A 24,443-nucleotide genomic window follows, 5' to 3' on the forward strand; every position below is an offset into this window, starting at 1 on the left:
CGCACCGGTCACGCTTGCTATGTCCCCCACCACGAAAGGAGATGCCATGAATGAGCTACAACAGTACTACACTGGCGCCATGCTGCCGCAGCAAGGCGGCCTTGCGCCACAAGGTTTTCTCGGCGGTCTGCTAGGCGCACCGCTCGGTGGCCTGATCGGCCGCGGTATCGGCGGCCTGTTTGGTAATGCCCAGCTAGGCCACCAGATCGGGCAGGCAGCCGGCGGTATCGGCGGCGCCTTCCTGCCGCTGGCAGTCGATCCCGTTACAGCCGCCTATGCACAACAGGCGCAGCAACAACAGCTGCTGCAGCAACAACTACAGCAGCAACTACAGCAGCAGGCACAACTCGCACCTCAGGGCTGGTTCGGCAATATCGTCAAGAGCGTGGCGCAGCCACTCGGCCAGACCATAGGCAATGTGTTCGGTCACGGCCAGCTAGGCAGCACCATCGGTGGATATGCAGCACAACTAGGTGGCATGCTGCCGTTTGCTGTTGATCCTGTCCAGCATGCCTATGCCCAGCAGGCCGCACAGCAGCAACAGCTCCAGCAACTGCAGCAATTACAGCAACAGCAGCAGATCCAGCAGCTACAGCAACTTCAGCAGATGCAGCAGATGCAGCAGGCACAGGGCATCGCCCCGCAGGGCTGGTTCGGCAACATCATCAAATCGGTCGGCCAGCCACTGGGGCACGCTATCGGCAATGCCTTCGGCCACGGCCAGTTAGGCAGCACTATCGGCGGCTATGCGGGACAACTGGGTGGCATGCTGCCGTTCGCGGTCGATCCCGTGGCCGCAGCCTATGCGCAGCAGCAACAGCAGCAGATGCAGCAAGCGCAGCTTGCACAACTGGCGCAGCAGGCGCAGATGGCCAGTGCCGGCAATAGCGCCCTGTATGGCGGCCAGCAAACGCTGCACTGATCACGTCATCGCGCCCTGCCCTCCGCCTCGCGCGGAGGGTCTGCATAGCAAAGGAGAGCTCCATGTTAGATGCGCAGACAGCGCCCGCCCACTACCTGATTCACGCTAGCGACCAAACGGCCATGCTGGATTTTCTCGGCCACGCCGAGCTGGATCCGGAGATCCGCATACTCGACCGCATCGGCGCGCCCGACGCGCCACACACACTGGTAGTAGAACTCAGCGGCGCCAAAGCGCGCGCGCTGGCACAGCAGTTCCGCAACACCTCACCTCAACTGACGATAGAGCCGGACCAGCCGCTGACCATGTTCGACATGCTCTCGGCCGGCCCGCTGTGAAAGGAAGATCCATGGCCAAGTCCAATCCCCATGACGGCGCCCGCGTGGCGTCCGATGCCGAACCCGAGCCCGAGTCCACTCCCAGTTCTGGTAGCGCGAGCGACAACCCGACGCTGGCCAGTGAGCGGAGCAGCGGCGCCACCGAGACAGGCAGCGCAACTGGCGGCAACGCCGCTACCGCCAGCAGCAATGCCGGCGCCGGCGCTACCATACGCGCCATCGGCACACGCAAGAAGCAGTATGTGATCGCGCCGCGCCAGAGCGATGGCTTGCAGACACTGGGCCTGCAGCCACTGCAGTTCTCGGCGCTGGAACAGGCGCTACGCAACAGCGCCGATATTGAAGTGATCGATAAAGTCGGACCGAAATCGGTGCTGGGCGCTCTGGCAGATGGCATGGGCGGCGCGCAGGGCGTGCTGGTAGCGCGCATGACCGAGCAGAAGGCCGGCATCTTGCACCAGCAAGGACAGGGGCGCCTGCTAGTCGAGCCGGATCAGCACCTGAATCTGCTCGATGCCCTGCCCCGCCAGCCCGCCATGGTTACAGGCGTGATCCCCAGCGGTGGCCCCGTCCTGAATATCGCACTGCGCATAACTGCACAGGATGGCTCTCCTGTACCCGAGGCCGAAGTATCGCTGTTCGGCAGCCTGCTGCCAGCCAGCGGCGTGACTAACGCCAGCGGCGAAGTAAGCCTTTCGCTGTATGGCGAAACGGCGCAGTCGGTGCGCGCACTGTACGTCAAACCCAAAGCCGATTTCTGGAGCCTGTACCAGCGCGATCCCGACATTCAGAGCGATCAATCGAATGTGGTGGCACTGCGCGCCTTGTCCGACTGGCCTGCCCTAAGTGGCTTCCCGCGCCAGCGCTGCTACTGCTGGGGACAGAAAGCCATGCGGCTCGATCAGCTACCCGGTAATTATCGCGGTCAGGGCATCAAGATTGCCATCATCGATTCCGGCGCTGCCACTAGCCACGATAATCTGCACGGCATCCATGCCGGCTTCGATGTGCTCAACAAGAAAACCAATCCGGACGGCTGGGAACAGGATACGCTGGGTCACGGCACCCACTGTGCGGGCATCATCGCCGCGGCCGATATCGCCTCCGGCATACGGGGCTTTGCGCCCGATGCGGAAGTTCACGCCTGCAAGCTATTCCCCGGTGGCCAGATCAGCCAGCTGATCGACGCACTCGAATACTGCATCGACAAACAGATCGATGTGGTCAATCTGAGTCTGGGCGGAACGGAAGTATCGGAAGCGCTCGAGCAGCAGATCATCCGTGCCAAGCGCGCGGGCATCGCCTGCATTGTCGCGGCGGGGAATTCCGGCGGCCCCGTGCAGTATCCCGCTTCGTCACCGAATGTGCTGGCCGTTGCTGCCGTCGGCAAGCTCGATGAATTTCCGGCCGATAGCTACCATGCCCAGACTCTGTCGCAGAATGTCGATGCCTACGGCTACTTCACGGCCAGCTTCAGTTGCTACGGCCCGCAGGTGAGCGTGTGCGCACCGGGCGTTGCCATTCTGTCCTGCGTACCGCCAAATAACTTCGCCGTGTGGGATGGCACCTCGATGGCCACGCCCCATGTGACGGGACTGGCAGCGCTGACGCTGGCGCACCATCCGGATTTCCAGACCCAGCCCTATGTGGGGCGCGGTGCGGAACGGGTGGAACGGCTGTTCCAGCTGATACGCGCGAGTGCGCGGCGCGTCAGTCAGGCCGACCAGAGCCACACCGGCTACGGTATGCCCGATGTGCTGCTGGCGGTGGGCTTGCAGGCGGCGCGTCCATCCATCACGCCGCAGCAGGCGGGGCTGATCGCGCCACTGGTGGCCAGCGTGCCGAATCTGTATGACCCGCTGGCACGCGAAGCAGCACGTGCAGCACTGGCAGCCTATCAGGGTAGCTGGTTCCATCCGGGCGGTAGTCCGCCCTACAACCCCATCATGTGGTAGTTGAACAGCGTAGAAAAGCAAAAAGCCGCACTAGGCGGCTTTTTGCTTGATCTGGCGTCCCCAGGGGGATTCGAACCCCCGTACTCACCGTGAAAGGGTGATGTCCTAGGCCTCTAGACGATGGGGACAGAAAACTGTCCGTACTGCTGACCTATTAGAAAAATCCTGGCGTCCCCAGGGGGATTCGAACCCCCGTACTCACCGTGAAAGGGTGATGTCCTAGGCCTCTAGACGATGGGGACTTTTCTAAGGCGCGAATCATATCAGCGTTCGCCCTACTGCGCAAGAGAAACCCGCTAACACCGGCAAAAAACCGCGAAAAAGCCCTGCAATGTTGGCGGCATCACCACAATTCGCAATTCGGGGTCAGGTCGGGCAAAGGTACAGCCTCGACCATAGACATGCATGAGTCTGTACCTTTGCCCGACCTGACCCCGGACATACCGACGTAAAAAAAGCCGCTCTAGGCGGCTTTTCTACATATCCTGGCGTCCCCAGGGGGATTCGAACCCCCGTACTCACCGTGAAAGGGTGATGTCCTAGGCCTCTAGACGATGGGGACCTTGGAACTACGGTTACTACGTCGTTATCACTTCTACGCTGTTGGTGGAGGTAAGCGGGATCGAACCGCTGACCTCTTGCATGCCATGCAAGCGCTCTCCCAGCTGAGCTATACCCCCCGGGCGCAGAAATAATAAAAGCCGCTTGCGCGACTTTTGTTTTCACTACTTGTATCTCTATCGGGCCTAAGCCTAATGTCAAACAATCAGTACAAACAACGTCAACTACAAAACTACTTGGCGTCCCCAGGGGGATTCGAACCCCCGTACTCACCGTGAAAGGGTGATGTCCTAGGCCTCTAGACGATGGGGACTGCGAACAACCAATTCTACAACGTGGTGGAGGTAAGCGGGATCGAACCGCTGACCTCTTGCATGCCATGCAAGCGCTCTCCCAGCTGAGCTATACCCCCGTTTGCTGCAGAAACAAGAGTATAGCAAAGAAGCTGCACTCTGCAAATACCCTTTTGCAACTTTGCTCTGATTTCAATCCAGAAATCAGCCCAGTGCTGACAGACGCGCCAGCACGGTGTCGCGACCGAAGATCTGCAGCACCGCATCAATCGCTGGCGTCTGCAACTGACCCGTGATCAGCAAACGCAGTGGCATAGCCATCTGCGGCATTTTCAGACCGTTCGCAGCCAGCACTTCCTTCATCATGGCGGACAGGGCTTCTTTGCTCCACTCGACAGTTTTGCAACGCTCGGCAAATTGTGCCAGCGCCGGTTTAACGGCATCGGTCAGGTGCTGGGCCAGCAGCGCAGCATCCGGCTGCGGCGTGCGGAAGAACAGCATGGCCGCATCAGCCAGTTCGTTGACGGTGTTGACGCGCTCTTTCATCAGCGCCAGCACGGCCGGCAGTGCCGGTGCGCCTTCGAACACGGCACCGTTCGCAACCATGCGCGGCTGCGCCAGCGCGGCCAGACGTTCGTTGTCAGCCTGCTTGATATAGTGGTTATTCAGCCAGTTGAGTTTTTCGATGTTGAACTGGGCGGCCGAATTCGACAGGTGGGTACCGTCGAACCATGCACACACCTGCTCCATCGAGAACACTTCGTCGTCGCCGTGGCTCCAGCCCAGACGGGCCAGATAATTGAGGATAGCTTCCGGCAGATATCCTTCAGCCGGATACTGCATCACGTTCACAGCGTCCTTACGCTTGGACATTTTCTGGCCGTCGGAACCGAGAATCATCGGCAGGTGGCCGTATTCCGGCAGCGGCGCACCGATGGCGCGCAGGATGTTGATCTGACGCGGCGTGTTATTCACGTGGTCGTCGCCGCGCAGTACGTGGCTGATTTCCATGTCCAGATCGTCGATCGCCACGCAGAAGTTATAGGTCGGCGTACCATCCGGACGGGCGATGACCAGATCGTCCAGTTCTTTATTACCGATGGTGATGGTGCCTTTGACGAAGTCGTTCCAGCTCACTTCACCGTCGAGCGGGTTCTTGAAGCGTACTACGGGCTTGCGGCCTTCAGGGATCGCTGGCAGTACCTTGCCTTCTTCCGGACGCCACGTACCGTCGTAGCGTGGCTTCTCGCCCGCCGCAGTGGCACGGTCGCGCATGGCCTGCACTTCTTCCGGCGACGAGTAGCAATGGTAGGCGGTACCGGCTTCCAGCATCTGCGCGATCACTTCGCGATAGCGGTCCATGCGCTTCATCTGGTAGAACGGGCCTTCGTCATGGGTCAGACCCAGCCACGCCATGCCGTCGATAATCGCCTGCACGGCTTCAGGGGTGGAACGCTCCAGATCGGTATCTTCAATCCGCAGCACGAAAGTGCCGCCGAAGTGACGGGCAAAGGCCCACGAATACAGCGCGGTACGGGCGCCGCCCAGGTGGAGGTAGCCGGTCGGGCTAGGGGCAAAACGGGTACGGACTGGCTTGGCTGGTGCGTTGGTCATCGGAATAATAAAGCTAAGATATAAAGACCGCTATTTTACCGCGTCAGCGCAGCCATGGCGCATATCCCGTCCCTGCCCGTCAGGAAAGTCAGGATGCTATGGCCGCGCGCTGGGTGAACAGCCGCACGCCGAACACCGGCCCCGCCGTGTGCCCCGGCTCGGGATCGAAACGCACCACCACGCTAGTCTTGCCACGCGTGAGCTGTTCGGGCACGGGATACTCCTGCTCGATAAACACACCGGGGTGGCTGCCATCGAGCAGCACGTGGGCGATACGCTGGCCATCGATACTGATGTAGAAGTCGCGGTTACGCTCCTCGCCCCAGTAACTGGCCTGCAGCAGCAAGGGGCCATCCGTGCACTTCATACTGAAGCTGAAATAGCCGCCCGTGCGCGCATCGCGGCCGTTGCGGCCACGGTAGGACACCGGATAGGAGATCTCCGCCTGCAGCGCATGATCGCGCTCGGGCTGCATCTCGCCCAGATGCATCACATCGACCGAGCGTGCAGCCAGATCCCTGAGCCGCGCCTCCTGCTGGCGGAAAGCGACTTCCGCTGCCGCCCACTCGCTGTCCGTATAAAGGTTGAAGTACACGGCAGAGCGCCGTTCGTACTGCGAGAAGAATGGCGAGAACTTCATATCGGCCGGACGCCCCGTGCCGACGCTGCGATACACCGCCTGCGCTTTATCGGTCGGTGCAAACGCTGCCAGTACATTGGCGCCCACCAGTGCAGGGGCCAGACCGCTGTATGGCCGGTCGGCTGCGCCCAGATCTGCTGCCAGTACCATCGGGCCGCGCAGCAGTGCCACCACGTGTGCGTTACCGGCCGCCCCTTCCAGCCGCAACGCCAGAGGCAAGGACAGACGCACAGTATCACCAGCACGCCAGCGCCGACGCACTAGCAGATAGCCTTTCTGCTGACTGGTGGCGTGCGCCTTGCCATTGACCAGCAGCGTGTGGCTACTGGCCCACGCCGGCAAGCGCAGCGCCAATGTGAACTCGCGCTGACCGGCCAGCCGGCGCAGCGTCAGATCGATCTCCCCCTCAAACGGATAGCGCGTGCTCAGCTCCAGTCTGGCCTTGTTCCACTCCACCGTCGACGGAATATACAGATTGACGAATAGCGTATCGCCCTGCTCCCAGTAAATCGAATCGCCATGTTTGGCATGACTCTCCATTCCGGACAGCACACAGCACCAGAAGTCGTTATCTTCGCTTGAATATTCACGCGCCGTGCCCGACATCAGCGGCGTCATGTAGGTGAACATACCGGTACGGGGATTCTGGTGCGCCAGAATATGATTGAGGTGGGTGCGCTCGTAGTAGTCGAAGTAAGCCGCATCCGGCGCCCAGCTATACAGGTGACGGGTCAGCTTGAGCATGTTGTAGCTGGCGCAGGCTTCGCAGGTCTGCTCGGTGATGTGATCGGCGATGCTATCGGGTGCAAAGAAGTATTCGCGATCGCCGTTACCGCCGATGACGTAACTATGGTGCTCGGTGACGCGGTGCCAGAAGAACTCCGCCGCTTCACCATCGCTACGGCGGCCGCCCACTTCACGCAGGCGCGCCAGACCTATCAGCTTGGGAATCTGGGTATTGGAGTGCAGATTGGCCAGTTCATCGCGTCCTTGGGCGAGCGGCAGCATCACCTTGCTGTGATACAGGCGCCGCGCCAGCGCCAGCCAGCGCGCATCCTTGCTGCGGGCGTAGAGTTCGGCGAAGCTCTCGTTGATGCCACCATGCTCGCAGGCCAGCACCTGCTGCACCTGTTCGTCGCTGAGGGCAGCAAACACCCGCTCGATATAGCCGGCCAGCCCCAGTGCGACGGACAGCGCCTGAGCATTACCCGCATGCGCCTGTGCGTCGAACAGTCCGGCAAATAGCTTGTGCCAGTTATATAGCGGCACCCAGCAGCCATTCAGATCGAAGCCGGCCGATTTGATCTCGCCGCGCATAATTTCAGGGAAGATCTCGCGGCCATCAACCAGCGTGCCGTCGGCGCGCTTGCGCATGAAACCCGCCACATAGCCATCACCATGGGCCTGCTGCACCCGTGCCAGTTCGGCCACGATGTAATCGATGCGCGGCTTGAGCGCCCCATTCCCCGTCTGCGCATACATCAGCGACAGTGCCGACAGATAATGGCCTAGGCCTTCGCCCGCGATGGTGTCGGACTCCCAGCCGCCATAGATGGCGCCTTTGGTGGGCAAGCCGGCGAAACGGTGATAGTTGTGCAGGAAACGGTCGGCACTGAGGCGCAGCAGATACGCCTGATTGGCCTGCAAAGCCTGCGCATAGATCGACGGCGTCAAACGGACCGACGACAGCGGCAGCGCCCGCGCGGTAGCGGGAAAGTCCGCGCTAGCGGCGCGCGCCTGCGCATTGCCATGCCACCCCGCCACCAGACCCAGTCCGGCGGCGCCCCGCAACAACTGTCGACGTTGCATACTGACTCCATCAGAGATATCCAGCCTCTAATGTAAGTGCAGGCGCAGGGGGCGTCTTGTCACGGCTACACTAAAAAGATGACGAAATGTGCACAATTAAAGCCAAGCGGAGCCAGGCCAGCCGCCTGATTGCATCGATTTATGCAATTAGCCATTTCGAAATAGGCGGTTTATTTACTCAAATGATCAGAATAAAGTAGCACCCATCTGACTGCCTATTGAGAGCAAAAGCCATGAACACCAGCAAACTACACTACATTTACGATCCCCTATGCGGCTGGTGCTACGGCGCCGCAGAGCTAGTCAAGGCCGCGCGCGAAGTGCTGCCTGTAGAAGCGCACGGCGGCGGGATGATGACGGGTGCACGACGCCAGCCTGTCAGCGCGCAATTACGCGACTACGTAATGCCGCATGACCGCCGCATTGCGCAACTGACTGGCCAGCCATTCGGCTCGGCCTACTTCGAGGGATTATTACGGGACAATACAGCGGTATTTGATTCCGCCCCGCCAACGGCTGCCGTGCTGGCTGCGGAAACGCTGGCCCAGCGCGGTCTGGACATGCTGGCGCGGCTGCAGACGGCGCACTATGTGGAAGGCCAGCGCATTGCCGACCACGCCGTACTGGTCAAACTGGCCGGCTCGCTAGGGCTGGACACCGAAGCGTTCGCACAGACACTGGAACAAGCGGAAGAAACCGCACTGGACGAGCACGTCGCCGCAACGCGCCGCCTGATGGCCAGTCTCGGTGCGCAAGGCTTCCCCAGCTTAGCGCTGGAGCGCGATGGACAATTCACCCTGCTCGACGTCAGCGCGTTTCTAGGTGAACCACAAAAATTACGCAGCTGGCTGGTAGCGCAACTGCCCGCCCCCACGGCCTTATCGGCCGGTGGAGCACAGTTCAGCTGCGGACCAGATAGCTGCGCAATCTAGCAACTAACACCTCGCCCTTGCTAGCAAGGGCGCCGCTTATTTGACGGTAACCGTGATGTCTTTGCTCATGCCGGGACCGTAGGACTGGTGCATGCCGTTGGCAAACTGCATGGACAGTTTATAGGTGCCCGGCGCCAGTTTGACTTCGGTTTCCGTCTGACCTTTACCAAAGTGGATATGGGTTTCATCGGCTGGCACCACGTCGCCCTCTTTCACAGGCTTGGCGTTGATCAGCAGATGGTGGTGACCGGTATTGGCCGTCATATCCCCTGCCGGCTTGATCTCCATGCCGGTCACGGCAAATTTCACTTTGAACGGGCTGCTGACGGTAGCGCCATCAGCCGGTTCCACAAACGCTACGGATTGCTGGGCAAAAGCAGTTACTCCGGCCAGCATCAAGCTGGCGGCAAGGATCAGACGTTTCATACGGTTCTCCGGTTAGTCGTTTTTAATAACAATACTAGGGAACTTACTGGTCATATCTTTGGCCTTCTCCGAGACCTGTACTGCAATCTTGCGCGCGATATCCTTGTAGATACCAGCTACTTTGCCATCCGGCTCGGCCACCACGGTCGGCTTGCCCGAATCGGCCTGCTGGCGGATCGCCATGGTCAGCGGCAGCGAACCGAGGAAATCCACCTTGAAGTCGGCGCACATCTTGGCACCGCCACCTTCACCGAAGATGTGTTCCACATGGCCGCAGTTCGAGCACACGTGGGTGCTCATGTTCTCGACGATGCCCAGAATCGGAATGCCGACCTTCTCGAACATCTTCAGCCCTTTGCGTGCGTCCAGCAGCGCGATATCCTGCGGCGTGGTGACGATCACGGCACCCGTGACAGGCACTTTCTGCGACAGCGTCAGCTGGATATCGCCCGTGCCGGGTGGCATATCCACCACCAGATAATCGAGATCGCGCCAGTTAGTCTGCTCCAGTAGCTGCTGCAGCGCCTGCGTGACCATCGGGCCGCGCCACACCATAGGCTCGTCCGGATCGATCAGGAAGCCGATCGACGACACCTGCACGCCGTAGTTTTCCAGCGGTTCCATGGTCTTGCCATCCAGCGTTTCCGGACGACCGGACACGCCCAGCATCATCGGCTGCGACGGGCCATAGATATCGGCATCGAGCAGACCGACGGAAGCACCTTCCGCCGCCAGTGCCAGTGCCAGATTGACGGCCGTGGTGGATTTACCCACGCCGCCTTTGCCGGAAGCCACGGCAATGATATTTTTCACATTCGGCATCAGCTTCAGACCGCGCTGCACCGTGTGGGCGATGATCTTGCTGCTCACCTGCACCGTTACGCTGTTCACGCCCGGCAACACGCGCACGGCGTCCGTCACCAGTGCGCGGATCGCGTCAAACTGGCTGCGGGCCGGATAACCGAGTTCGATATCGAAGCTGACGTTGCCGCCTTCGGCTTTCAAATTCTTCACGGCCTTGCCGCTGACAAAATCCTTTCCCGTGTTCGGATCGATAATGCGGGCCAGTTCGGCCTTGACTTGCGCGAGTAGCTCTTCAACTGTGATGCTCATGTAAATCTCCGTGAAATGTGCCCACATTCTAGCGCATCGTGGCAGAAATCCGCTGGCAGCGGCCGCGGAAGATGACCTGATGCGGCTTCCACTGGTAAAATGCTCCTTTTCCACCCACAAAGTGCAACAACCATGACTCGTAAGCTGTTCGTCACCACTGCCCTGCCCTACGCTAACGCCGCTTTCCATATTGGCCACATGATGGAGTACATCCAGGCCGACATCTGGGTCCGGTTCCAGCGAATGCAGCGTGATGGCGATGCCCAGCGCGTAGTGCACTTTGTCGGCGCCGACGATACCCACGGCACGCCGATCATGATTGCCGCAGAGAAAGAAGGCATCACGCCACAGGAGTTCGTGGCCAAGATCGCTGCGGGCCGCGCCCAGTATCTGGACGGCTTCCATATCGCTTTCGATAACTGGTACTCGACCGATTCGCCGGAAAACGTGGAACTGTCGCAAGGCATCTACCGCAAGCTGCGCGATGCCGGCCTGATCCAGACCAAGACGGTAGACCGCTTCTTTGACCCCGTCAAAGGCATGTTCCTGGCCGACCGTAACATCAAGGGCGAATGCCCGAAATGCGGCGCCAAAGATCAATACGGCGACAACTGCGAAGTGTGCGGCGCGGCCTACCAGCCTACCGATCTGGTCAACCCGTTCTCCGTGTTCACCAACGCCACGCCCGTACTCAAGCCTTCGGAACAGTATTTCTTCAAGCTGTCCGACAAGCGCTGCTACGAATTCCTGCGCGACTGGCTCAACACCCCGGGCCGCTTGCAGCCGGAAATGGTCAACAAGGTATCGGAATGGCTGGGCGAAGCCGGTGAAAAGCTGGCCGACTGGGATATCTCGCGCGATGCGCCCTACTTCGGCATCCCGATTCCGGACGCACCGGGCAAATACTTCTACGTCTGGCTGGACGCGCCAGTGGGCTATCTGGCATCGCTGAAAAACTACTGCGACAAGCAAGGCATCGATTTCGACGCCCTGCTGGCCGACCCGCAAACGGAACAGATCCACTTCATCGGCAAGGACATCGTCTCCTTCCACCTGCTGTTCTGGCCTGCCATGTTGAAGTTCGCCGACCATCCGACCATCGAGCGTATGCGCGTGGCCGTGCACGGCCACCTGACCGTCAACAACGAGAAAATGTCCAAATCGCGCGGCACCGGCATTTCGCCGCTGCGCTACCTGAATCTGGGCATGAATCCGGAATGGCTGCGTTACTACATCGCCTTCAAACTGAACTCCAAAGTGGAAGATCTGGACTTCACGGGTGAAGACTTCGTGGCCCGCGTGAACTCGGACCTGATCGGCAAATACGTTAACATCGCGTCGCGCTGCGCCGGTTTCATCGCCAAGAAATTCGACGGCAAGCTGGCCACCAGCCTGTCCGACAATGCACAGGCATGGATCAAGCGCGCACTGGTGACGGCTGAAGGCGTCGAGCGTCAGGCGAATATCGCCGCCAACTTCGAAAGCCGCGAGTTCGGCAAAGCCCTGCGCGAGATCATGGAGATCGCCGACTTCGCCAACCAGTACGTGGACGAGAACAAGCCATGGATCCTCGCCAAAGACGAGAGCAAACTGGCCGAGCTGCATGACGTCTGCACCACCGCGCTGATTCTGTTCCGCCAGCTGTCGATTCTGCTGTCGCCAGTGCTGCCGGGTGTGGCCGCCAACGTGGCCAAGTTCCTCAACGACGAGAAATTCGACTGGGCCCAGACCGACGTGGCCAGCGGCGTAGTAGCCAGCGCCATGCTGGGCCGTACCATCGGTGCCTACGCTCACCTGATGACGCGCGTGGATCCGAAGATGATCGAAGACCTGTTCGATGCACCACAGGCTGCAGCTGCGGGCGCCGCCGCTGCTGCTGCACCGGCTGCTAAAGCAGAGAAGCCGGCCAAAGCCAAGGCTGCACCAGCGGTGCAAGTCACGGAAACGGGCATCGAAGTGATTGCACCGGAAATCTCGGTAGACGACTTCTTCAAGGTCGATCTGCGTATCGCCAAGATCGTCAACTGCGAACACGTGGAAGGCTCGGACAAGCTGCTGCGCCTGACGCTGGACGCTGGCGAAGGCCGTCTGCGTAACGTCTTCTCGGGCATCAAGTCGATGTACCAGCCGGAAGACCTGATCGGCAAGCTGACCGTACTGGTAGCCAATCTGGCACCACGCAAGATGAAGTTCGGCGTGTCCGAAGGTATGGTGATGGCTGCTTCCGCCGTCGACGAGAAAGCCAAGCCGGGCATCTACATCCTCAACCCGTGGCCGGGCGCCGAGCCGGGCATGCGCATTAGCTAAGAAGGTATCAGCCGAGGATAGCGCATGAACATCGTGGTACGCGAAGCGACACTGGACGATGCCCCCTTGATTGCCGAGCTCACGCGCGCTGCGTGGGCCGGCAAAGTCAATGTCACCTCTAGCGGCCACCGCGAAACCGCCGTACTGGTCGCAGAACATCTGCGGTCAGGCGGCGGTTTTGTTTTACTGGTCGACGACAAGCCGGTCGGTTCGGTGCGCTGGCTGCCGCTCGATGACGATGCGGATGTCTGGGAAATCTGCCGCATGGGCGTGCTGCCCGAGTATCGCGGCCAGAATATTTCGCAGCACCTGCTGGAATCCGTGATCCACCACGGGCTGGCGGTAGGCATAGAAGAAATGCGGCTAGCCGTGCGTAGCGACCAGCCACGCCTGATCGACTTCTACACGGCCTACGAATTCGAACTGGCGGAAGAACTCGAATACTCGCACGCCAATCCGCTCGAGCCGCCGCCGCTGGTAATGCGGCGTATGCTGGACAACTAGGCCGCTGCCCAGCTGCCCGTACGTTCCAGTTGGCGCGCCTGCTCCGGCGCGCTCCAGCGCAGCGGCAAGGCCGCCACATTGCGCACCACTTCCCGCACATGGAAACGCAGCAGACGCTCGGCACCGGCGTAGGCCTGCACCTGCGCACCCTCCCAGATAATCTCCGCATCCACCGCCAGATGCAGCAGATCGCCACTCTCGAAATCGATGAACAGCAGTCCTGCTCTCGCATCTTTAGCCAGATTGCCCAGCGTGTTGAAGAAGAAATTCCCCATGAACTCGGGCGCCAGCAAAGTGCGCTCGTCTTCCACCAGCACGAAGCCGGGCTTGCCGCCTCGGTGCGACATATCCACCCCACGCCCCAGCCCTGCATCCTCGGCCATATGCGCGCTGGCGATGAAGTAGGTATCGGCGGCAGCGATCAGCGCACGGTCAGCCGAACTCAGTGCCGTGGCGCGCAGCACCTGCGCGGCAGCGCCGTGGCGCTCGGCCGGATAATGCTGGCGGCTCTGGATGTACTTGGGGCAGTTGCCGAAACTCTGGCGCACGGCGATCTGCAGACTAGTTCCCTGCCGCTGCACGATCTCGCCATTGATGCGATTGCGCCGCCGCGTGGTCGGCTCCAGTCCCAGCCCGCCCACATGGGCACCTACCTGTAACAGACCTTCCAGCGGATCACCGGCCAGCAGGCCGCCGTCGATCTGCAGCGTCGCCTCGTCCGGTGTGCTGATGAAACCGGCCTGCGCCGCCAGCAGCGTGGCCCACGGCTGACCGTCTGCATCCCGTGCAGCCAGATAGAAGAACGGCAGACCGGCGAAGAAATCGCGGTGCTGCTGCGGCATGAAAGGACGGATGAATTCCGCCGCACCGGCGATACGCTCGCGCATACCGGCGCGCTCCTGCATGGCCAGTTCTCCCGCATGGAAGGTCGTCATGATTACATCTCCTCGGTGGCCAGACCGACTGGCGTTACGGGCATCGGTACGAAACCGGGCAAGGCACGGATGGCATCCAGCCACGCCCGCAGTTTAGCGTAAGGCTTGAGCGAGACACCACCTTCCGGTGCATGGGCGATGTAACTGTAGCAGGCCACATCGGCAATGGTGGGATGCTCGCCCGCCAGCCACGGACGCTGCTGCAGTTCCTGCTCCATTACGCCGAACAGTTGCGTCGCCATAGTCTGCGCCGCGACCAGATTGCGCTGCGCGCCAAATACATTGACCAGACGTGCGGTAGCGGGCCCGCCAGCGATCTTGCCGGCGGCGATGGCCAGCCAGCGCTGCACCTGCGCTGCTGCCACGGCTTCACGGGGCAGCCACAGGCCGCTCACATCGTAGCGCGCTGCCAGATACACGAGGATGGCATGAGAATCGGCCAGCGTCACATCGCCATCTTCCAGCACAGGGATTTCGCCGAAAGCGTTCTTGGCGAGGAAGGCGGCCTGCTTGTGCTCACCATTGGCCAGATCCACCCGCACATACTCGTGCGGCAGTTGCAGCAGGTGGAGGAACAGTTCAACGCGATGGGTGTGGCCGGAAAGAGGAATGCCGTACAGCTTCATAAATACTCCTGTGTGAGTGAGGGTGTACAGCGAGTATAGGCAGGCCTGATCGTTGCGATAAGCCGTACAAAGCAGGAATCAGAGTCCATCTAAAGTGGACAATCAGCGGTACAATCACCCCATGATAGACCTGCACAACATCAATCTGAACCGCCTCACCACCTTTGTCGCGGTGGTCGAAGCGGGCTCGCTGACGGCCGCAGCGCAGCGGCTGGGGCTGGCCAAATCCATGGTCAGCAAACACATGCAGTTGCTGGAACAGGAGATAGGCGTGGGCCTGCTGATCCGCTCCACACGCAAACTGAGCCTGACGGAAGCGGGCCGCAGTTTCTACGACGCCAGCCGGCAGTTGCTGCGCGCCGCCGAGCAGGCCATCGAACAGGCACGTAGCGGCCGGCTAACACCGCAAGGCACGCTGCGGGTGGCGTCGCCCATCGACTATGGCGTGATGGTGCTGTCGCCCGTGCTGACCCAACTACGGGCCGACTATCCGGCGCTGAAGATAGAACTGGTGTGCAGTGATCACCGCATCGACCTGATTGCCGAAGGCATCGATGTGACGGTCAGGCTGGGCAAGCTCGATGATTCCGGCCACATGGCGACGCGCATCGATCAGCTGCGCCGCTGGCTAGTGGCCAGTCCCGCCTTCATCGCCCGCCACGGCATGCCGCGCACGCCAGCCGATCTGCCTGCCCTGCCCCATATCGCGCTGACCGTGATCGCCCAGCCCACCCAGTTCACCCTGCACGGCGCCGACGGCAGCAGCACCGCCGTACACATGCAGAACACGGTGTTTTCCTCGAATACGGCGTATGCCACCCGCGCTGCAGCGCTGGCCGGCGACGGCATCCTGCGCGCCACCGAGTTTTCCGTCAAAGATGATGTGGCAGCCGGAAGGCTGGTGCGGGTTCTGCCCGAATGGTCACTGGCAGTGAGCGAAATCCACGCCGTGTATCCGGCTACGCCGCACCTGCCGCAGAAAGTACGCGTGCTGATCGATGCGCTGAAGGCAGCTAGCCGCTAGCGGCGTGCCGAAATCACAATGCCGCCCACGATCAGGGCAAACGCGGCAGCGTGATAGGCATGCGGCGTTTCACCCAAAATGGCGGAGGACAGCACAGCCGTGAACAGCGGCGTGAGGTTGACGAAGAACGAGCCTATCGCAGGGCCGGCAGCGCGCACACCAGCGCCCCAGCAGCCAAAGGCGATGATGGCCGGCCCCGTCGCCACATACAGCAATCCGGCCACCAGCGCCCAGCTCCAGTGCACAGGAATCGCACCCAGCGCCTGTTCACCCAACGCAAAACCGCCCGACCACAGCACGCCAAACGCCACCTGCGCTAGCAGGAAACTAGCCCAGTTAGCGCGGATCGCCGCCGGCTCCTTGACCCGCAGCAGCAACCAGCTATACAGCGACCATGCGATGGTGGCCAGTATCATGAACAGATCGCCCGCCACCAGCCGCAGTTCCAGCACATGGCGCCATTCGCCGCGCGCCAGCACCAGCACCACACCGGCAATCGACAGCACGGCACCGGCCACCTGCTTGCGGCTGATCGGCACATCGAAGAACAGCCAGCCCGTCAGCATCATCCAGACCGGCATACCGGAGGCCACCAGCGTGACATTGATCGGCGTCGAGCTTTGCAGCGCCATGTACTGCAGGGCGTTGTACATGCCGATGCCGAGCAGGCCCAGCGCCGCATACTGGCGCCAGTAGCGCCACAGCCCCGCTTCGCCCCGGAATACAGGGCCGGCCAGCGGCAACAGGAAACAGAACGCCAACGCCCAGCGTAGAAAATTCAGCAACACGGGCGGCAGCATGTCGTGCAGCAGGCGTCCGACGATGGCATTGCCGGCCCACAGCAGCGGTGGCAGGGTCAACAGCAGGATGGTACGGGGGGCAAGGCGCTCGGTCATCAGGGGGAGTTTCGTGAAAATCATGCAACAATCAGCCATGAAGCATACCTGATTCATGCATTTCGCGCTGTCAGGCCTGCATCAAATTCGCCCGCTGACGCTGCGGCGCGGTAAAATACGCGTTGCTGATCCACCCACAGAGACTATATGAAACTGTCCAAACAACATTCGATGTACGAATCCGAGCACACCCTGTTCATCAAGGCCCTGAAAGAAAAGAATCCGGGTATGGATGAGCGTCAGCAGCAAGGCCGCGCCCTGCTGTGGGACCGTCCGCCGATCTCCCTCGATGAACAGCAACGTCAACTGGCTTCGGCCGTGAAGCAACAGGCTTACGTTTACCAGAACAAAGTCTAAGCTCCCCACTTAGCTAGCCACTGCCGCTACCTGAGCAGCAATGACGTTGCCAGACGATACGCTGGAGCAGCAAGCGCCTGCAGCCGACCTCGATTCGGCCGCAGGCCTGCCCTCATCCGGCGAACCTGCCGTCAGCCCGGAAGCGGTGGCCGAAGCGGCCGCCGTAACCAACGAAGTGGCCGCCCTCGCCCGCCTGTATGGCGAGCCGCTGCTCAAGCTGCCCAACGATCTGTACATTCCGCCGGACGCGCTGGAAATCTTCCTCGATGCGTTCGAGGGGCCGCTGGACTTGCTGCTGTACCTGATCCGCAAACAGAATTTCAATATTCTCGATATTCCGATGGCGCAGCTGACGCTGCAATATCTGAAATACGTCGATCAGATCCGCCTGTCCAATCTGGAACTGGCCGCAGAATACCTGCTGATGGCTGCCATGCTGATCGAAATTAAGTCGCGCATGCTGCTGCCGCAGCGCCAGACCGAACTCGATACCGACATGGACGACCCGCGTGCCGAACTGGTGCGCCGTCTGCTCGAATACGAACAGATCAAGCTGGCCGCCTACGATCTCAACGCCGTGCCGCAGGTGGGGCGCGATTTCATCCGCACCCAGATCTTCATCGAGCAGAGTCTGGTCACCAGCTGGCCGGATGTCACGCCCGTTGATCTGCAGCAGGCATGGCTGGATGTGATGAAGCGCGCCAAACTAGTACAGCACCACAAGATCAGCCGCGAAGAACTGTCCGTGCGCGAGCACATGACGGCCATCTTGCGCCGGCTGCAAAGCAGCCGCTTCGTCGAGTTTGCCGACCTGTTCGACATCGCTGGCGGCGTGCCCGTGGTGGTGGTCAACTTCGTCGCCCTGCTGGAACTGGCCAAGGAAACGCTGGTGGAAATTACCCAGGCAGAGCCGTTTGCACCGATCTACGTGCGGCTGGCCTATTCGCCCGCCTGACCGGCGCGGCCTAACCGACTTTTTTACGTTAGAACTACGTTATGAAAATCATTACCTCGATTGAAGAACTGCGCGACCAGCTGAGCGGCCAGTTGCGTACGGCATTCGTTCCCACCATGGGCAATCTGCACGAAGGCCATCTGTCGCTGATGCGTCTGGCGCGCAAGCACGGCGACCCCGTGGTGGCCTCGATCTTCGTCAACCGCCTGCAGTTCGGCCCGAACGAGGACTTCGACAAATACCCGCGCACCTTCCAGGCTGACGTAGAAAAGCTGGAAAAAGAAGGCGTCTACGTGCTGTTCGCCCCGACCGAGAAAGACCTGTATCCCGAGCCGCAGGAATACCGCGTGCAGCCACCGGATGGCCTCGGCAACACGCTGGAAGGCGAGTTCCGTCCGGGCTTCTTCAACGGCGTGTGCACCGTGGTGACCAAGCTGTTCTCGTGCGTGCAGCCGCGCGTGGCCGTGTTCGGCAAGAAGGATTACCAGCAGCTCATGATCATCCGTAACATGGCGCGCCAGTTCGCCATGCCGACTGAAATCGTGGCGGCTGAAACCTACCGTGCCGACGATGGTCTGGCGCTGTCCTCGCGCAATATGTATCTGTCGGAAGCGGAACGGGCGGAAGCACCGGCGCTGTACCAGAGTCTCAACTTCGTCGCACAGGAAATGCGCAACGGCCATCTGGACGTGTTCCAACTGGAACACCGCGCCATGGACGATCTGGCCAAGCGTGGCTGGAAGCCCGACTACATCTCCATCCGCAAACGCAACGACCTGCAACCGCCTAGCGCTGGCGATCTGGCACAGGGCACGCCGCTGGTGGTGCTGGCCGCGGCCAAGTTGGGTTCTACCCGCCTGATCGACAATCTGGAAATCTAAAGCCATCCGCGGCGCGCAACGCGCCGCGCAGCCTCCACCTCTAAGATACAGCCGGCCGCGTTCATACACGCACACAGTTATACCGGCTGTACTCGTCTAAACCTTCTCATCCCTCCCCGCCCCAAGCGCAAAGAAGCTTGCGAACACAACCTCGCCAACCACTGGAAGACGCTGCCCATCAATGGCGAAAATTCACGCCTACCGTGGGATTTCGTGAGCTTTACTAATTGGCAAGCTGCTATCCTGTAGGCCATTGACTAAATCCATAGCCAATAAGCAGACCGAAGTTTTATTCAGGGATTACATGCACTTTGCCACTATTTTAGGAATCGCTGGTAGTACCGTAGCGATAATGTGTTTCGCATGGCAGAAGAAATGGCTGCCTACGCTGGCTTATGCCTTCGCGCTGAGCTACATAATTTTCGACAAAGTATATCCATCTGTTCTACCGGACTATCTGGTTATCGGAATTGCCGCCATGTTCCTAGTTCTGGCCCTAATCTTTTGCTGGCAGGCATATTCCAGTAGAAAAGTCAGCTAGCGGCCAAACGCAAACATTTCAGCATAATTTAGAGGACATAAACGTAAGCATGACCAGGAGGGGCCACTTTTTAATCGTTTGTTGCATCGTTATCGTAGCAATTTCCGCGGCTTGGGGCCTTTCGTTTTCTGCGCACCTGCTTAATATTTTGGTGACGCTTGCCGCCGTGACTTATTTGGGAGTGCTGACCCTACTTGCATTTCGTCTTAAACCGAAATATGTAGCAATTCCACTAGGATGTACCGCAACATTCACCTGGTTATTGCTGATGCTCTATCTGGGCTGTGTGACGCTTTTCGATGGAAATTCCGCTGTTTCTGTAGAGCTGGATGAGGGGCTGCATTGCGAAGAGTCCGTGTACGGATTTGTGACAAGCGACTCCGGCGAAGAACTGACAATTTATCGGAGGTATCTCTTCATAGACAGAAAGATTTACCATGAAGTTCATTCTGATGTCTATCCAAATGAAGTTCAAGCTATTCCTGCAAGCATTACAAATGTAGTGAACCAGTGCCACGCTCAAATAAATAAGAAACGCTCGGCAACCAACTAGCTTTGAGCGCAAAGGCCAGTAGCTATCCATCGAAAAATCAGAAATTCAAGGAACATTTAGTGCTGAACGACCTGGAAAAGAAAAGGATTGAAAACGCTGTCGGAGCTTTCGTTGCAAGGCGTCGCCCTCCTGCGCACATTCGAAACGAAGTTGATCTGAATTTCAGGATTGCAGGGCAAAGCATAGAAATTTTTGAGATTCGCCCCGTTTGGCAAGGCAACGGCGAAACGCATGAGAATCCTATCGCGAAAGCGACGTTTATCAGAACCCGAAACGTTTGGCAGTTGTATTGGCAACGCAGAGACTTGAAGTGGCACATTTATGAGCCGTTGCCAGCTGTGCGATCAATTGAAGAAGTCATCGCCGAAATTGACGCTGATCCATGTGCTTGCTTCTGGGGATAACTCATCGCCACATCAGTGCGCACTTCAAGCCCAGCACGGCCTGAAGGCGCAGTTGCGTCGCTCGAATTATTCCGGATTAGCAGCATCGATTCGTGGAGGATGCACGTTTTGAAACTACTCTTTTTAGGAATTTTAATATTTTCAACAATGGCAAGCGCTGCCGAAAACGAGAACGATCCCTTAAGAGATACTGTCGTGCCTGAAAGTCAATTGAAAGCCATGCAAGGACACGTCGACTCGTCGTTAAGTAGAGCGGTAGCCGAAACATTAAAAAATGAACCCCTGCCTCCGCAGTATTATCAAAGCGCTATAGCATTTAGCTCCAACAATACGGATATTATGACTGCTGCTTTTATTGAAGCAAGGGTGCCGGATTGCCTTCATTCGGAAGGACTAAAGCGCCAATCCACGTTTTTCCTAAAGGGAGTTCTAGCGTTGCCGTTTATAGCTGTCGCCAAAGTACGAAGAAAGTGTATTTAAGATATGGCTGTGATCGGCCAGAAGCAGACCTAGACGTATTGATGGGAGATGGGGTGGCAGAATTTCGATGGACGAATACAGGTATCGTTTCTGATGGTGAGTTTTTCGCAATCGGTGACGAGGACGTTTGGTCATACAAATGGGTAAAAGCTGAAGATGAATCTGTCCAGCTACCTCATCCCAGTTACCCGACGCAGATGCATCGTTTCAGCGTATATCGAGTTGCAATGCCCTCTGGGGAAGTGCGATTTGCTGCCGCCGAGGTTTCTCCAAATGTATGGGCTTTTTACGTGTAAGCCGGATACGGCCAGAACCGGTCAGCCAAGATTGAAATCAAATGAGTGGAGATAATTCAAATGAAGTGGTGCCGGCGGTTAAGGATGGTGACGCAGAGCGTCCGATTCCTTCGCGATGGCGACCGGCCCTATGCAGCATCGTGACTGCATTTTTGAAGGGCGATTTTCTTTTAGCAGAAAATATAGTAGGTGTAGAAGCTATTTCTCAAAAGACCGCAACCCATATTCAGTCATATCTCCGAGACTATGGCGCGACCTTGGTCCCTCTTCCGGAAGAGACATGGAATTCTTCAGTATGCATATGGGCGGAAACTCACTGGGACTTCTTATTGGACCTATACACTAGGGAGGAAGGCCCTAGCGATTTAGTGTTGAGAGGACGCGTCACTGATACAAGTTCTGGATTTAAGATTGCCGTTCATATGGTCCACGTGCCATAGGTACGTTAAAGCAGCTAGGCTCATTACGGCCATTAACCGACGCTCCAGTTTTAATCCAACGCTGGCTATATCGAGGAAAATTTTGATAAAAACCTTCATCGCGATACTTGTCTGTCTCATGTCCATGTCGGCGGTTGCAGACCATGAGACTTATGTGCTGGGCTGGAAAAATAAGTCAGAACAACTTACCTACCATTCCTGTGGTTGTGCAGATAGCTGTTGGGTTGCAGAGCTACGCGAAAGCAAGACGAAAAGTTTGAAAGCCACTTTGAGATCCGACTGTTCAAAGCTCCACGCAATCTATCCCGCAAATTCTCCAGAGCGGGAGTTACCAAGGCCGGCATCAGAGATCAACGATCGAGTTGATAAAATGGATATGATATCTAAGGAAATGAAAAACATTATCGAAGGCAGTCCTTCGTCAAAAGAATAGCTGATAGGTCATTGGCTCAGATCGGCCATCAGCAGACTGACGCGAAAAGAATGTAATGAATCACGAGAAAATGGTTAGGGCATGGCAGGAAAAAATTCCAACCAAGTGTGAACAAATCCTGCAACGACCGCTAACCAATGCAGAAACATCTTTTGTACGCAGTCGTGAGGGCTTTCTTACACTCGAAATGATTGAGGACTCGGTAGCGGTGATGTCCCCTTCTGAACTAATAAAATATTTAAATTCTGAACTCGGCAGCTGACGGCCAGAATAGGTCATTCGAAAGTATTAAAACAAATAGGCAGAAATAGGCGTTAAAAATGCACGTGCTATTCTTAGACCAAAATAAATGGATTGATCTCGCACGGGTGCATGCGGGCAAGACGACTTCAGGGCCTCACCTCTTGGTATATCAGGAACTATTGGATGCGGTTCGAGCAGAAGAATTGATCGCTCCTCTGACTGTTTCCCATATTTTAGAAACATCCAAGCGGAACGATCCAGAAAGTCGGAAGAAAGTTGTTGAAGTTCAAGCTCTACTAAGCAAAGGCTTCGCATTTCGCAGTCGAAAGGCACGCCTTCTAATCGAGATGCGAAACGCCTTAAGTAAAGCCTTCGGTGAGAGTACGGAGCAATTACCTGCGAATTGGACTGTCGTGCCGGGGTTTATGCAGGCGTTTGAAATGTTCGATGCACTTGTAGCATCGCCGGAAGATGCTGCTGTCTCTCGCTTTCTGAATCATCACGTTGACCTACAAACTCAATACGTTGACTATATGATGAATCAAGATGATGGACGCCGGCGTGCAGCACACGCTACTTTCGCCAATGATTCTAAGCAGCTTATTTCTCAAATTGAAGCGCGTCGCAAAGTTATGGATGGCTCGACAATAGATCTCCGTTGGCGAGCATATGCAGCGAGACTGTTCGTTGATCATCAGAGTCTTATCACTCATATGCTTAATGTTGTTGGGCATACCGTTGATGAAATGAAGGAACTTGGCGGCGAAGCAATAGTTAAGTTTATTCAGGATGTCCCCACATTGAATGTTGAAGCAGAGTTGGCTGTACGCCTAGAATTAAAAACTGGCCCATTAAAAGTCAACGATATTCAGGATATGCACTCCTTTTGTACGGCCATTCCATATGCCAGCAGAATAGTCGCTGAACGAGGATTCATATCACTTGCGCGACAGGCGAAGCTTGATAATCGCTACAATGTTTCACTTTCAACAGACGTGGGCGAACTTCAAGGAATGTATCGTTCACTCCACAGTCGTGCAGAGCGACCCCAAGCTTACTGATTTTCATTTAGGCGAGTAATGAAGGGGAAATATTTATGACATGGATAGTTGGGGCAGCATCGCTCTTTGGCTACGGAACATTAATTTCAGACGTTCAAATGACATGGAAAGATGGACGTCAAGCAGATATCTTACAGAAGGCATATCCACTCGGAAGATTTATAGTGGGTGGGTTTTCAGGTTCCGTCTATATCGGATTTCGACTCATGGACAGTTTCAGAAAAATGCTTGAGCTCCCATTACAATCCTCGACTCATGCGTGGTGTCCAAATCAAGCAGCGAAGGAGTGGACTCAGATCGCAAGAGCCATTTTCGAGTCGGCACCGGATGCAGAGAGAAAGTTGGGAGCTCGGTTTTTAATTGTCGGCATTTCCCCTACAGATACGATTTCTGAAACTGACATTCCAGTCGTGCAGGTTATACGCTTTTCGAGTCCAGACTTTCTACCTGGCTTCTTCAGAAAAAGTATGGCAATCTGTAATATTGGGAGCGGTTCAAAAATCACGAGTTACAAGAATTCGTTAAGACCTCTGCTTGATTTCAGGACGTCGCCAGTAAATATTGAAGTTGCCGGTATGGGCTGGTGGGCAAAAAATCTCGCACAATCAATGACGAGAGCCATAATCGAGAATCCTCAGTCTGGAATTAGTAGGCACTTAAATGTACTAGCCTTCATGCGTGGCAGTATTCTTCAAACGAATAACGATGAGATCATTTTCCATCCAAATTTCTCTTCACCCGAAGTAATCCAAATGCCAAGGTTGGCGACGTCATATTCTGAGTTTCAACTGATGGCTGCCGCAACCGATATTGAATCTACTGCTGCATCTTGCTGAAGATTGTTAGGTTTTACGTCATTGCCGCCCGTCCGCTTTGGGGCGGAAGCAGCCGGTCATTTCTGATG

General features: G+C 57.7%; 22 protein-coding genes and 6 tRNA genes. 15 read left to right on the forward strand and 13 right to left on the reverse strand.

Going from position 1 to position 24,443, the window contains the following annotated elements:
- Positions 1 to 46: 46 nt before the first annotated feature.
- The 3 genes from ABNT42_RS09970 (at position 47) to ABNT42_RS09980 (ending at position 3,215) form a co-directional block, all read left to right on the forward strand.
- Positions 47 to 922 carry a hypothetical protein gene (locus ABNT42_RS09970; RefSeq protein WP_348696584.1) on the forward strand — a complete coding sequence of 292 codons (876 nt, stop codon included), beginning with the start codon at positions 47 to 49 and terminating at the stop codon, positions 920 to 922.
- Between the two features lie 62 nt (positions 923 to 984).
- A complete protein-coding gene (locus ABNT42_RS09975) occupies positions 985 to 1,260 on the forward strand; it encodes a hypothetical protein (RefSeq protein WP_348696586.1) in 276 nt (91 codons plus the stop codon).
- 11 nt (positions 1,261 to 1,271) lie between these two features.
- Positions 1,272 to 3,215, forward strand: coding sequence for a S8 family serine peptidase (locus ABNT42_RS09980; RefSeq protein WP_348696588.1), 1,944 nt, complete (start codon positions 1,272 to 1,274; stop codon positions 3,213 to 3,215).
- A 52-nt stretch (positions 3,216 to 3,267) separates the two neighbouring features.
- On the opposite strand, the gene ABNT42_RS09985 is transcribed toward ABNT42_RS09980, so the two are convergent.
- From ABNT42_RS09985 to ABNT42_RS10020, 8 genes are all read right to left on the reverse strand, one after another.
- A tRNA-Glu gene (locus ABNT42_RS09985) sits at positions 3,268 to 3,343 on the reverse strand.
- A gap of 38 nt (positions 3,344 to 3,381) precedes the next feature.
- Positions 3,382 to 3,457 (reverse strand) — tRNA-Glu (locus ABNT42_RS09990).
- 244 nt (positions 3,458 to 3,701) lie between these two features.
- Positions 3,702 to 3,777, reverse strand: a tRNA-Glu gene (locus ABNT42_RS09995).
- Between the two features lie 42 nt (positions 3,778 to 3,819).
- Positions 3,820 to 3,895: transfer RNA gene (locus tag ABNT42_RS10000), tRNA-Ala, on the reverse strand.
- A gap of 118 nt (positions 3,896 to 4,013) precedes the next feature.
- Positions 4,014 to 4,089: transfer RNA gene (locus ABNT42_RS10005), tRNA-Glu, on the reverse strand.
- Positions 4,090 to 4,112: 23 nt separating this feature from the next.
- Positions 4,113 to 4,188: transfer RNA gene (locus ABNT42_RS10010), tRNA-Ala, on the reverse strand.
- Positions 4,189 to 4,273: 85 nt separating this feature from the next.
- Positions 4,274 to 5,683: a glutamate--tRNA ligase gene (gene gltX / locus ABNT42_RS10015; RefSeq protein WP_348696589.1), complete on the reverse strand. Its 1,410-nt coding sequence runs from the start codon at positions 5,681 to 5,683 to the stop codon at positions 4,274 to 4,276.
- A gap of 88 nt (positions 5,684 to 5,771) precedes the next feature.
- Entirely contained in the window at positions 5,772 to 8,132 is a 2,361-nt protein-coding gene (locus ABNT42_RS10020; RefSeq protein ID WP_348696591.1) for a glycoside hydrolase family 127 protein, read from the reverse strand.
- A gap of 233 nt (positions 8,133 to 8,365) precedes the next feature.
- On the opposite strand from ABNT42_RS10020, the gene ABNT42_RS10025 reads away from it, so the two are divergent.
- Positions 8,366 to 9,064 carry a DsbA family protein gene (locus tag ABNT42_RS10025; protein WP_348696592.1) on the forward strand — a complete coding sequence of 233 codons (699 nt, stop codon included), beginning with the start codon at positions 8,366 to 8,368 and terminating at the stop codon, positions 9,062 to 9,064.
- A 36-nt stretch (positions 9,065 to 9,100) separates the two neighbouring features.
- Here the strand turns inward: ABNT42_RS10025 and ABNT42_RS10030 are convergent, their stop codons facing one another.
- Positions 9,101 to 9,490 carry a DUF4399 domain-containing protein gene (locus ABNT42_RS10030; protein WP_348696594.1) on the reverse strand — a complete coding sequence of 130 codons (390 nt, stop codon included), beginning with the start codon at positions 9,488 to 9,490 and terminating at the stop codon, positions 9,101 to 9,103.
- Between the two features lie 12 nt (positions 9,491 to 9,502).
- Positions 9,503 to 10,603, reverse strand: coding sequence for an iron-sulfur cluster carrier protein ApbC (gene apbC, locus ABNT42_RS10035; protein WP_348696596.1), 1,101 nt, complete (start codon positions 10,601 to 10,603; stop codon positions 9,503 to 9,505).
- A gap of 99 nt (positions 10,604 to 10,702) precedes the next feature.
- Between apbC and metG the strand changes: the two genes are divergently transcribed.
- Together metG and ABNT42_RS10045 are read left to right on the forward strand one after the other, a co-directional pair.
- The gene (metG, locus tag ABNT42_RS10040) at positions 10,703 to 12,910 is read left to right on the forward strand and encodes a methionine--tRNA ligase (RefSeq protein ID WP_348696598.1); all 2,208 of its coding nucleotides are present in this window, start codon (positions 10,703 to 10,705) and stop codon (positions 12,908 to 12,910) included.
- Between the two features lie 24 nt (positions 12,911 to 12,934).
- Positions 12,935 to 13,414 carry a GNAT family N-acetyltransferase gene (locus ABNT42_RS10045; RefSeq protein WP_348696600.1) on the forward strand — a complete coding sequence of 160 codons (480 nt, stop codon included), beginning with the start codon at positions 12,935 to 12,937 and terminating at the stop codon, positions 13,412 to 13,414.
- On the opposite strand, the gene ABNT42_RS10050 is transcribed toward ABNT42_RS10045, so the two are convergent.
- A complete protein-coding gene (locus ABNT42_RS10050) occupies positions 13,411 to 14,349 on the reverse strand; it encodes a pyridoxamine 5'-phosphate oxidase family protein (protein WP_348696601.1) in 939 nt (312 codons plus the stop codon). The genes ABNT42_RS10045 and ABNT42_RS10050 overlap by 4 nt on opposite strands.
- A gap of 2 nt (positions 14,350 to 14,351) precedes the next feature.
- The gene (locus ABNT42_RS10055; protein WP_348696603.1) at positions 14,352 to 14,975 is read right to left on the reverse strand and encodes a glutathione S-transferase; all 624 of its coding nucleotides are present in this window, start codon (positions 14,973 to 14,975) and stop codon (positions 14,352 to 14,354) included.
- A 121-nt stretch (positions 14,976 to 15,096) separates the two neighbouring features.
- Between ABNT42_RS10055 and ABNT42_RS10060 the strand changes: the two genes are divergently transcribed.
- Positions 15,097 to 15,999, forward strand: a complete 903-nt coding sequence (locus tag ABNT42_RS10060) for a LysR family transcriptional regulator (RefSeq protein ID WP_348696605.1) — start codon at positions 15,097 to 15,099, stop codon at positions 15,997 to 15,999.
- Here ABNT42_RS10060 and ABNT42_RS10065 read toward each other — a convergent pair.
- Entirely contained in the window at positions 15,996 to 16,895 is a 900-nt protein-coding gene (locus ABNT42_RS10065) for a DMT family transporter (RefSeq protein WP_348697132.1), read from the reverse strand. The two genes, ABNT42_RS10060 and ABNT42_RS10065, sit on opposite strands and share 4 nt — an antisense overlap.
- Positions 16,896 to 17,042: 147 nt before the next feature.
- Between ABNT42_RS10065 and ABNT42_RS10070 the strand changes: the two genes are divergently transcribed.
- From ABNT42_RS10070 to ABNT42_RS10105, 8 genes are all read left to right on the forward strand, one after another.
- A complete protein-coding gene (locus ABNT42_RS10070) occupies positions 17,043 to 17,252 on the forward strand; it encodes a DUF3460 family protein (protein WP_155435074.1) in 210 nt (69 codons plus the stop codon).
- 40 nt (positions 17,253 to 17,292) lie between these two features.
- Positions 17,293 to 18,207: a ScpA family protein gene (locus tag ABNT42_RS10075; protein ID WP_348696607.1), complete on the forward strand. Its 915-nt coding sequence runs from the start codon at positions 17,293 to 17,295 to the stop codon at positions 18,205 to 18,207.
- A gap of 41 nt (positions 18,208 to 18,248) precedes the next feature.
- A complete protein-coding gene (gene panC / locus ABNT42_RS10080) occupies positions 18,249 to 19,088 on the forward strand; it encodes a pantoate--beta-alanine ligase (protein ID WP_348696609.1) in 840 nt (279 codons plus the stop codon).
- 590 nt (positions 19,089 to 19,678) lie between these two features.
- A complete protein-coding gene (locus tag ABNT42_RS10085; protein WP_348696611.1) occupies positions 19,679 to 20,182 on the forward strand; it encodes a hypothetical protein in 504 nt (167 codons plus the stop codon).
- Between the two features lie 59 nt (positions 20,183 to 20,241).
- Positions 20,242 to 20,586: a DUF3024 domain-containing protein gene (locus ABNT42_RS10090; protein WP_348696613.1), complete on the forward strand. Its 345-nt coding sequence runs from the start codon at positions 20,242 to 20,244 to the stop codon at positions 20,584 to 20,586.
- Between the two features lie 108 nt (positions 20,587 to 20,694).
- Positions 20,695 to 21,066, forward strand: a complete 372-nt coding sequence (locus ABNT42_RS10095; protein ID WP_348696615.1) for a hypothetical protein — start codon at positions 20,695 to 20,697, stop codon at positions 21,064 to 21,066.
- 1,489 nt (positions 21,067 to 22,555) lie between these two features.
- Positions 22,556 to 23,539 (forward strand): hypothetical protein, encoded by a 984-nt coding sequence (locus ABNT42_RS10100; RefSeq protein WP_348696617.1) that lies wholly within the window; start codon positions 22,556 to 22,558, stop codon positions 23,537 to 23,539.
- 35 nt (positions 23,540 to 23,574) lie between these two features.
- Positions 23,575 to 24,375 (forward strand): hypothetical protein, encoded by an 801-nt coding sequence (locus ABNT42_RS10105; protein WP_348696619.1) that lies wholly within the window; start codon positions 23,575 to 23,577, stop codon positions 24,373 to 24,375.
- Positions 24,376 to 24,443: the final 68 nt, after the last annotated feature.

Source organism: Duganella fentianensis (genome assembly GCF_964031615.1).
Lineage (GTDB): Bacteria > Pseudomonadota > Gammaproteobacteria > Burkholderiales > Burkholderiaceae_D > Rugamonas > Rugamonas fentianensis_A.

Excerpts from the sequence above, each read along its gene's own strand:
- ABNT42_RS09970 (WP_348696584.1), top strand. The coding sequence starts at position 47 with ATGAATGAGCTACAACAGTACTACACTGGCGCCATGCTGCCGCAGCAA.
- ABNT42_RS09975 (WP_348696586.1), top strand. The coding sequence starts at position 985 with ATGTTAGATGCGCAGACAGCGCCCGCCCACTACCTGATTCACGCTAGC.
- ABNT42_RS09980 (WP_348696588.1), top strand. The coding sequence starts at position 1,272 with ATGGCCAAGTCCAATCCCCATGACGGCGCCCGCGTGGCGTCCGATGCC.
- gltX (WP_348696589.1), bottom strand. The coding sequence starts at position 5,683 with ATGACCAACGCACCAGCCAAGCCAGTCCGTACCCGTTTTGCCCCTAGC.
- ABNT42_RS10020 (WP_348696591.1), bottom strand. The coding sequence starts at position 8,132 with ATGCAACGTCGACAGTTGTTGCGGGGCGCCGCCGGACTGGGTCTGGTG.
- ABNT42_RS10025 (WP_348696592.1), top strand. The coding sequence starts at position 8,366 with ATGAACACCAGCAAACTACACTACATTTACGATCCCCTATGCGGCTGG.
- ABNT42_RS10030 (WP_348696594.1), bottom strand. The coding sequence starts at position 9,490 with ATGAAACGTCTGATCCTTGCCGCCAGCTTGATGCTGGCCGGAGTAACT.
- apbC (WP_348696596.1), bottom strand. The coding sequence starts at position 10,603 with ATGAGCATCACAGTTGAAGAGCTACTCGCGCAAGTCAAGGCCGAACTG.
- metG (WP_348696598.1), top strand. The coding sequence starts at position 10,703 with ATGCTCCTTTTCCACCCACAAAGTGCAACAACCATGACTCGTAAGCTG.
- ABNT42_RS10045 (WP_348696600.1), top strand. The coding sequence starts at position 12,935 with ATGAACATCGTGGTACGCGAAGCGACACTGGACGATGCCCCCTTGATT.
- ABNT42_RS10050 (WP_348696601.1), bottom strand. The coding sequence starts at position 14,349 with ATGACGACCTTCCATGCGGGAGAACTGGCCATGCAGGAGCGCGCCGGT.
- ABNT42_RS10055 (WP_348696603.1), bottom strand. The coding sequence starts at position 14,975 with ATGAAGCTGTACGGCATTCCTCTTTCCGGCCACACCCATCGCGTTGAA.
- ABNT42_RS10060 (WP_348696605.1), top strand. The coding sequence starts at position 15,097 with ATGATAGACCTGCACAACATCAATCTGAACCGCCTCACCACCTTTGTC.
- ABNT42_RS10065 (WP_348697132.1), bottom strand. The coding sequence starts at position 16,895 with ATGACCGAGCGCCTTGCCCCCCGTACCATCCTGCTGTTGACCCTGCCA.
- ABNT42_RS10070 (WP_155435074.1), top strand. The coding sequence starts at position 17,043 with ATGAAACTGTCCAAACAACATTCGATGTACGAATCCGAGCACACCCTG.
- ABNT42_RS10075 (WP_348696607.1), top strand. The coding sequence starts at position 17,293 with ATGACGTTGCCAGACGATACGCTGGAGCAGCAAGCGCCTGCAGCCGAC.
- panC (WP_348696609.1), top strand. The coding sequence starts at position 18,249 with ATGAAAATCATTACCTCGATTGAAGAACTGCGCGACCAGCTGAGCGGC.
- ABNT42_RS10085 (WP_348696611.1), top strand. The coding sequence starts at position 19,679 with ATGACCAGGAGGGGCCACTTTTTAATCGTTTGTTGCATCGTTATCGTA.
- ABNT42_RS10100 (WP_348696617.1), top strand. The coding sequence starts at position 22,556 with ATGCACGTGCTATTCTTAGACCAAAATAAATGGATTGATCTCGCACGG.
- ABNT42_RS10105 (WP_348696619.1), top strand. The coding sequence starts at position 23,575 with ATGACATGGATAGTTGGGGCAGCATCGCTCTTTGGCTACGGAACATTA.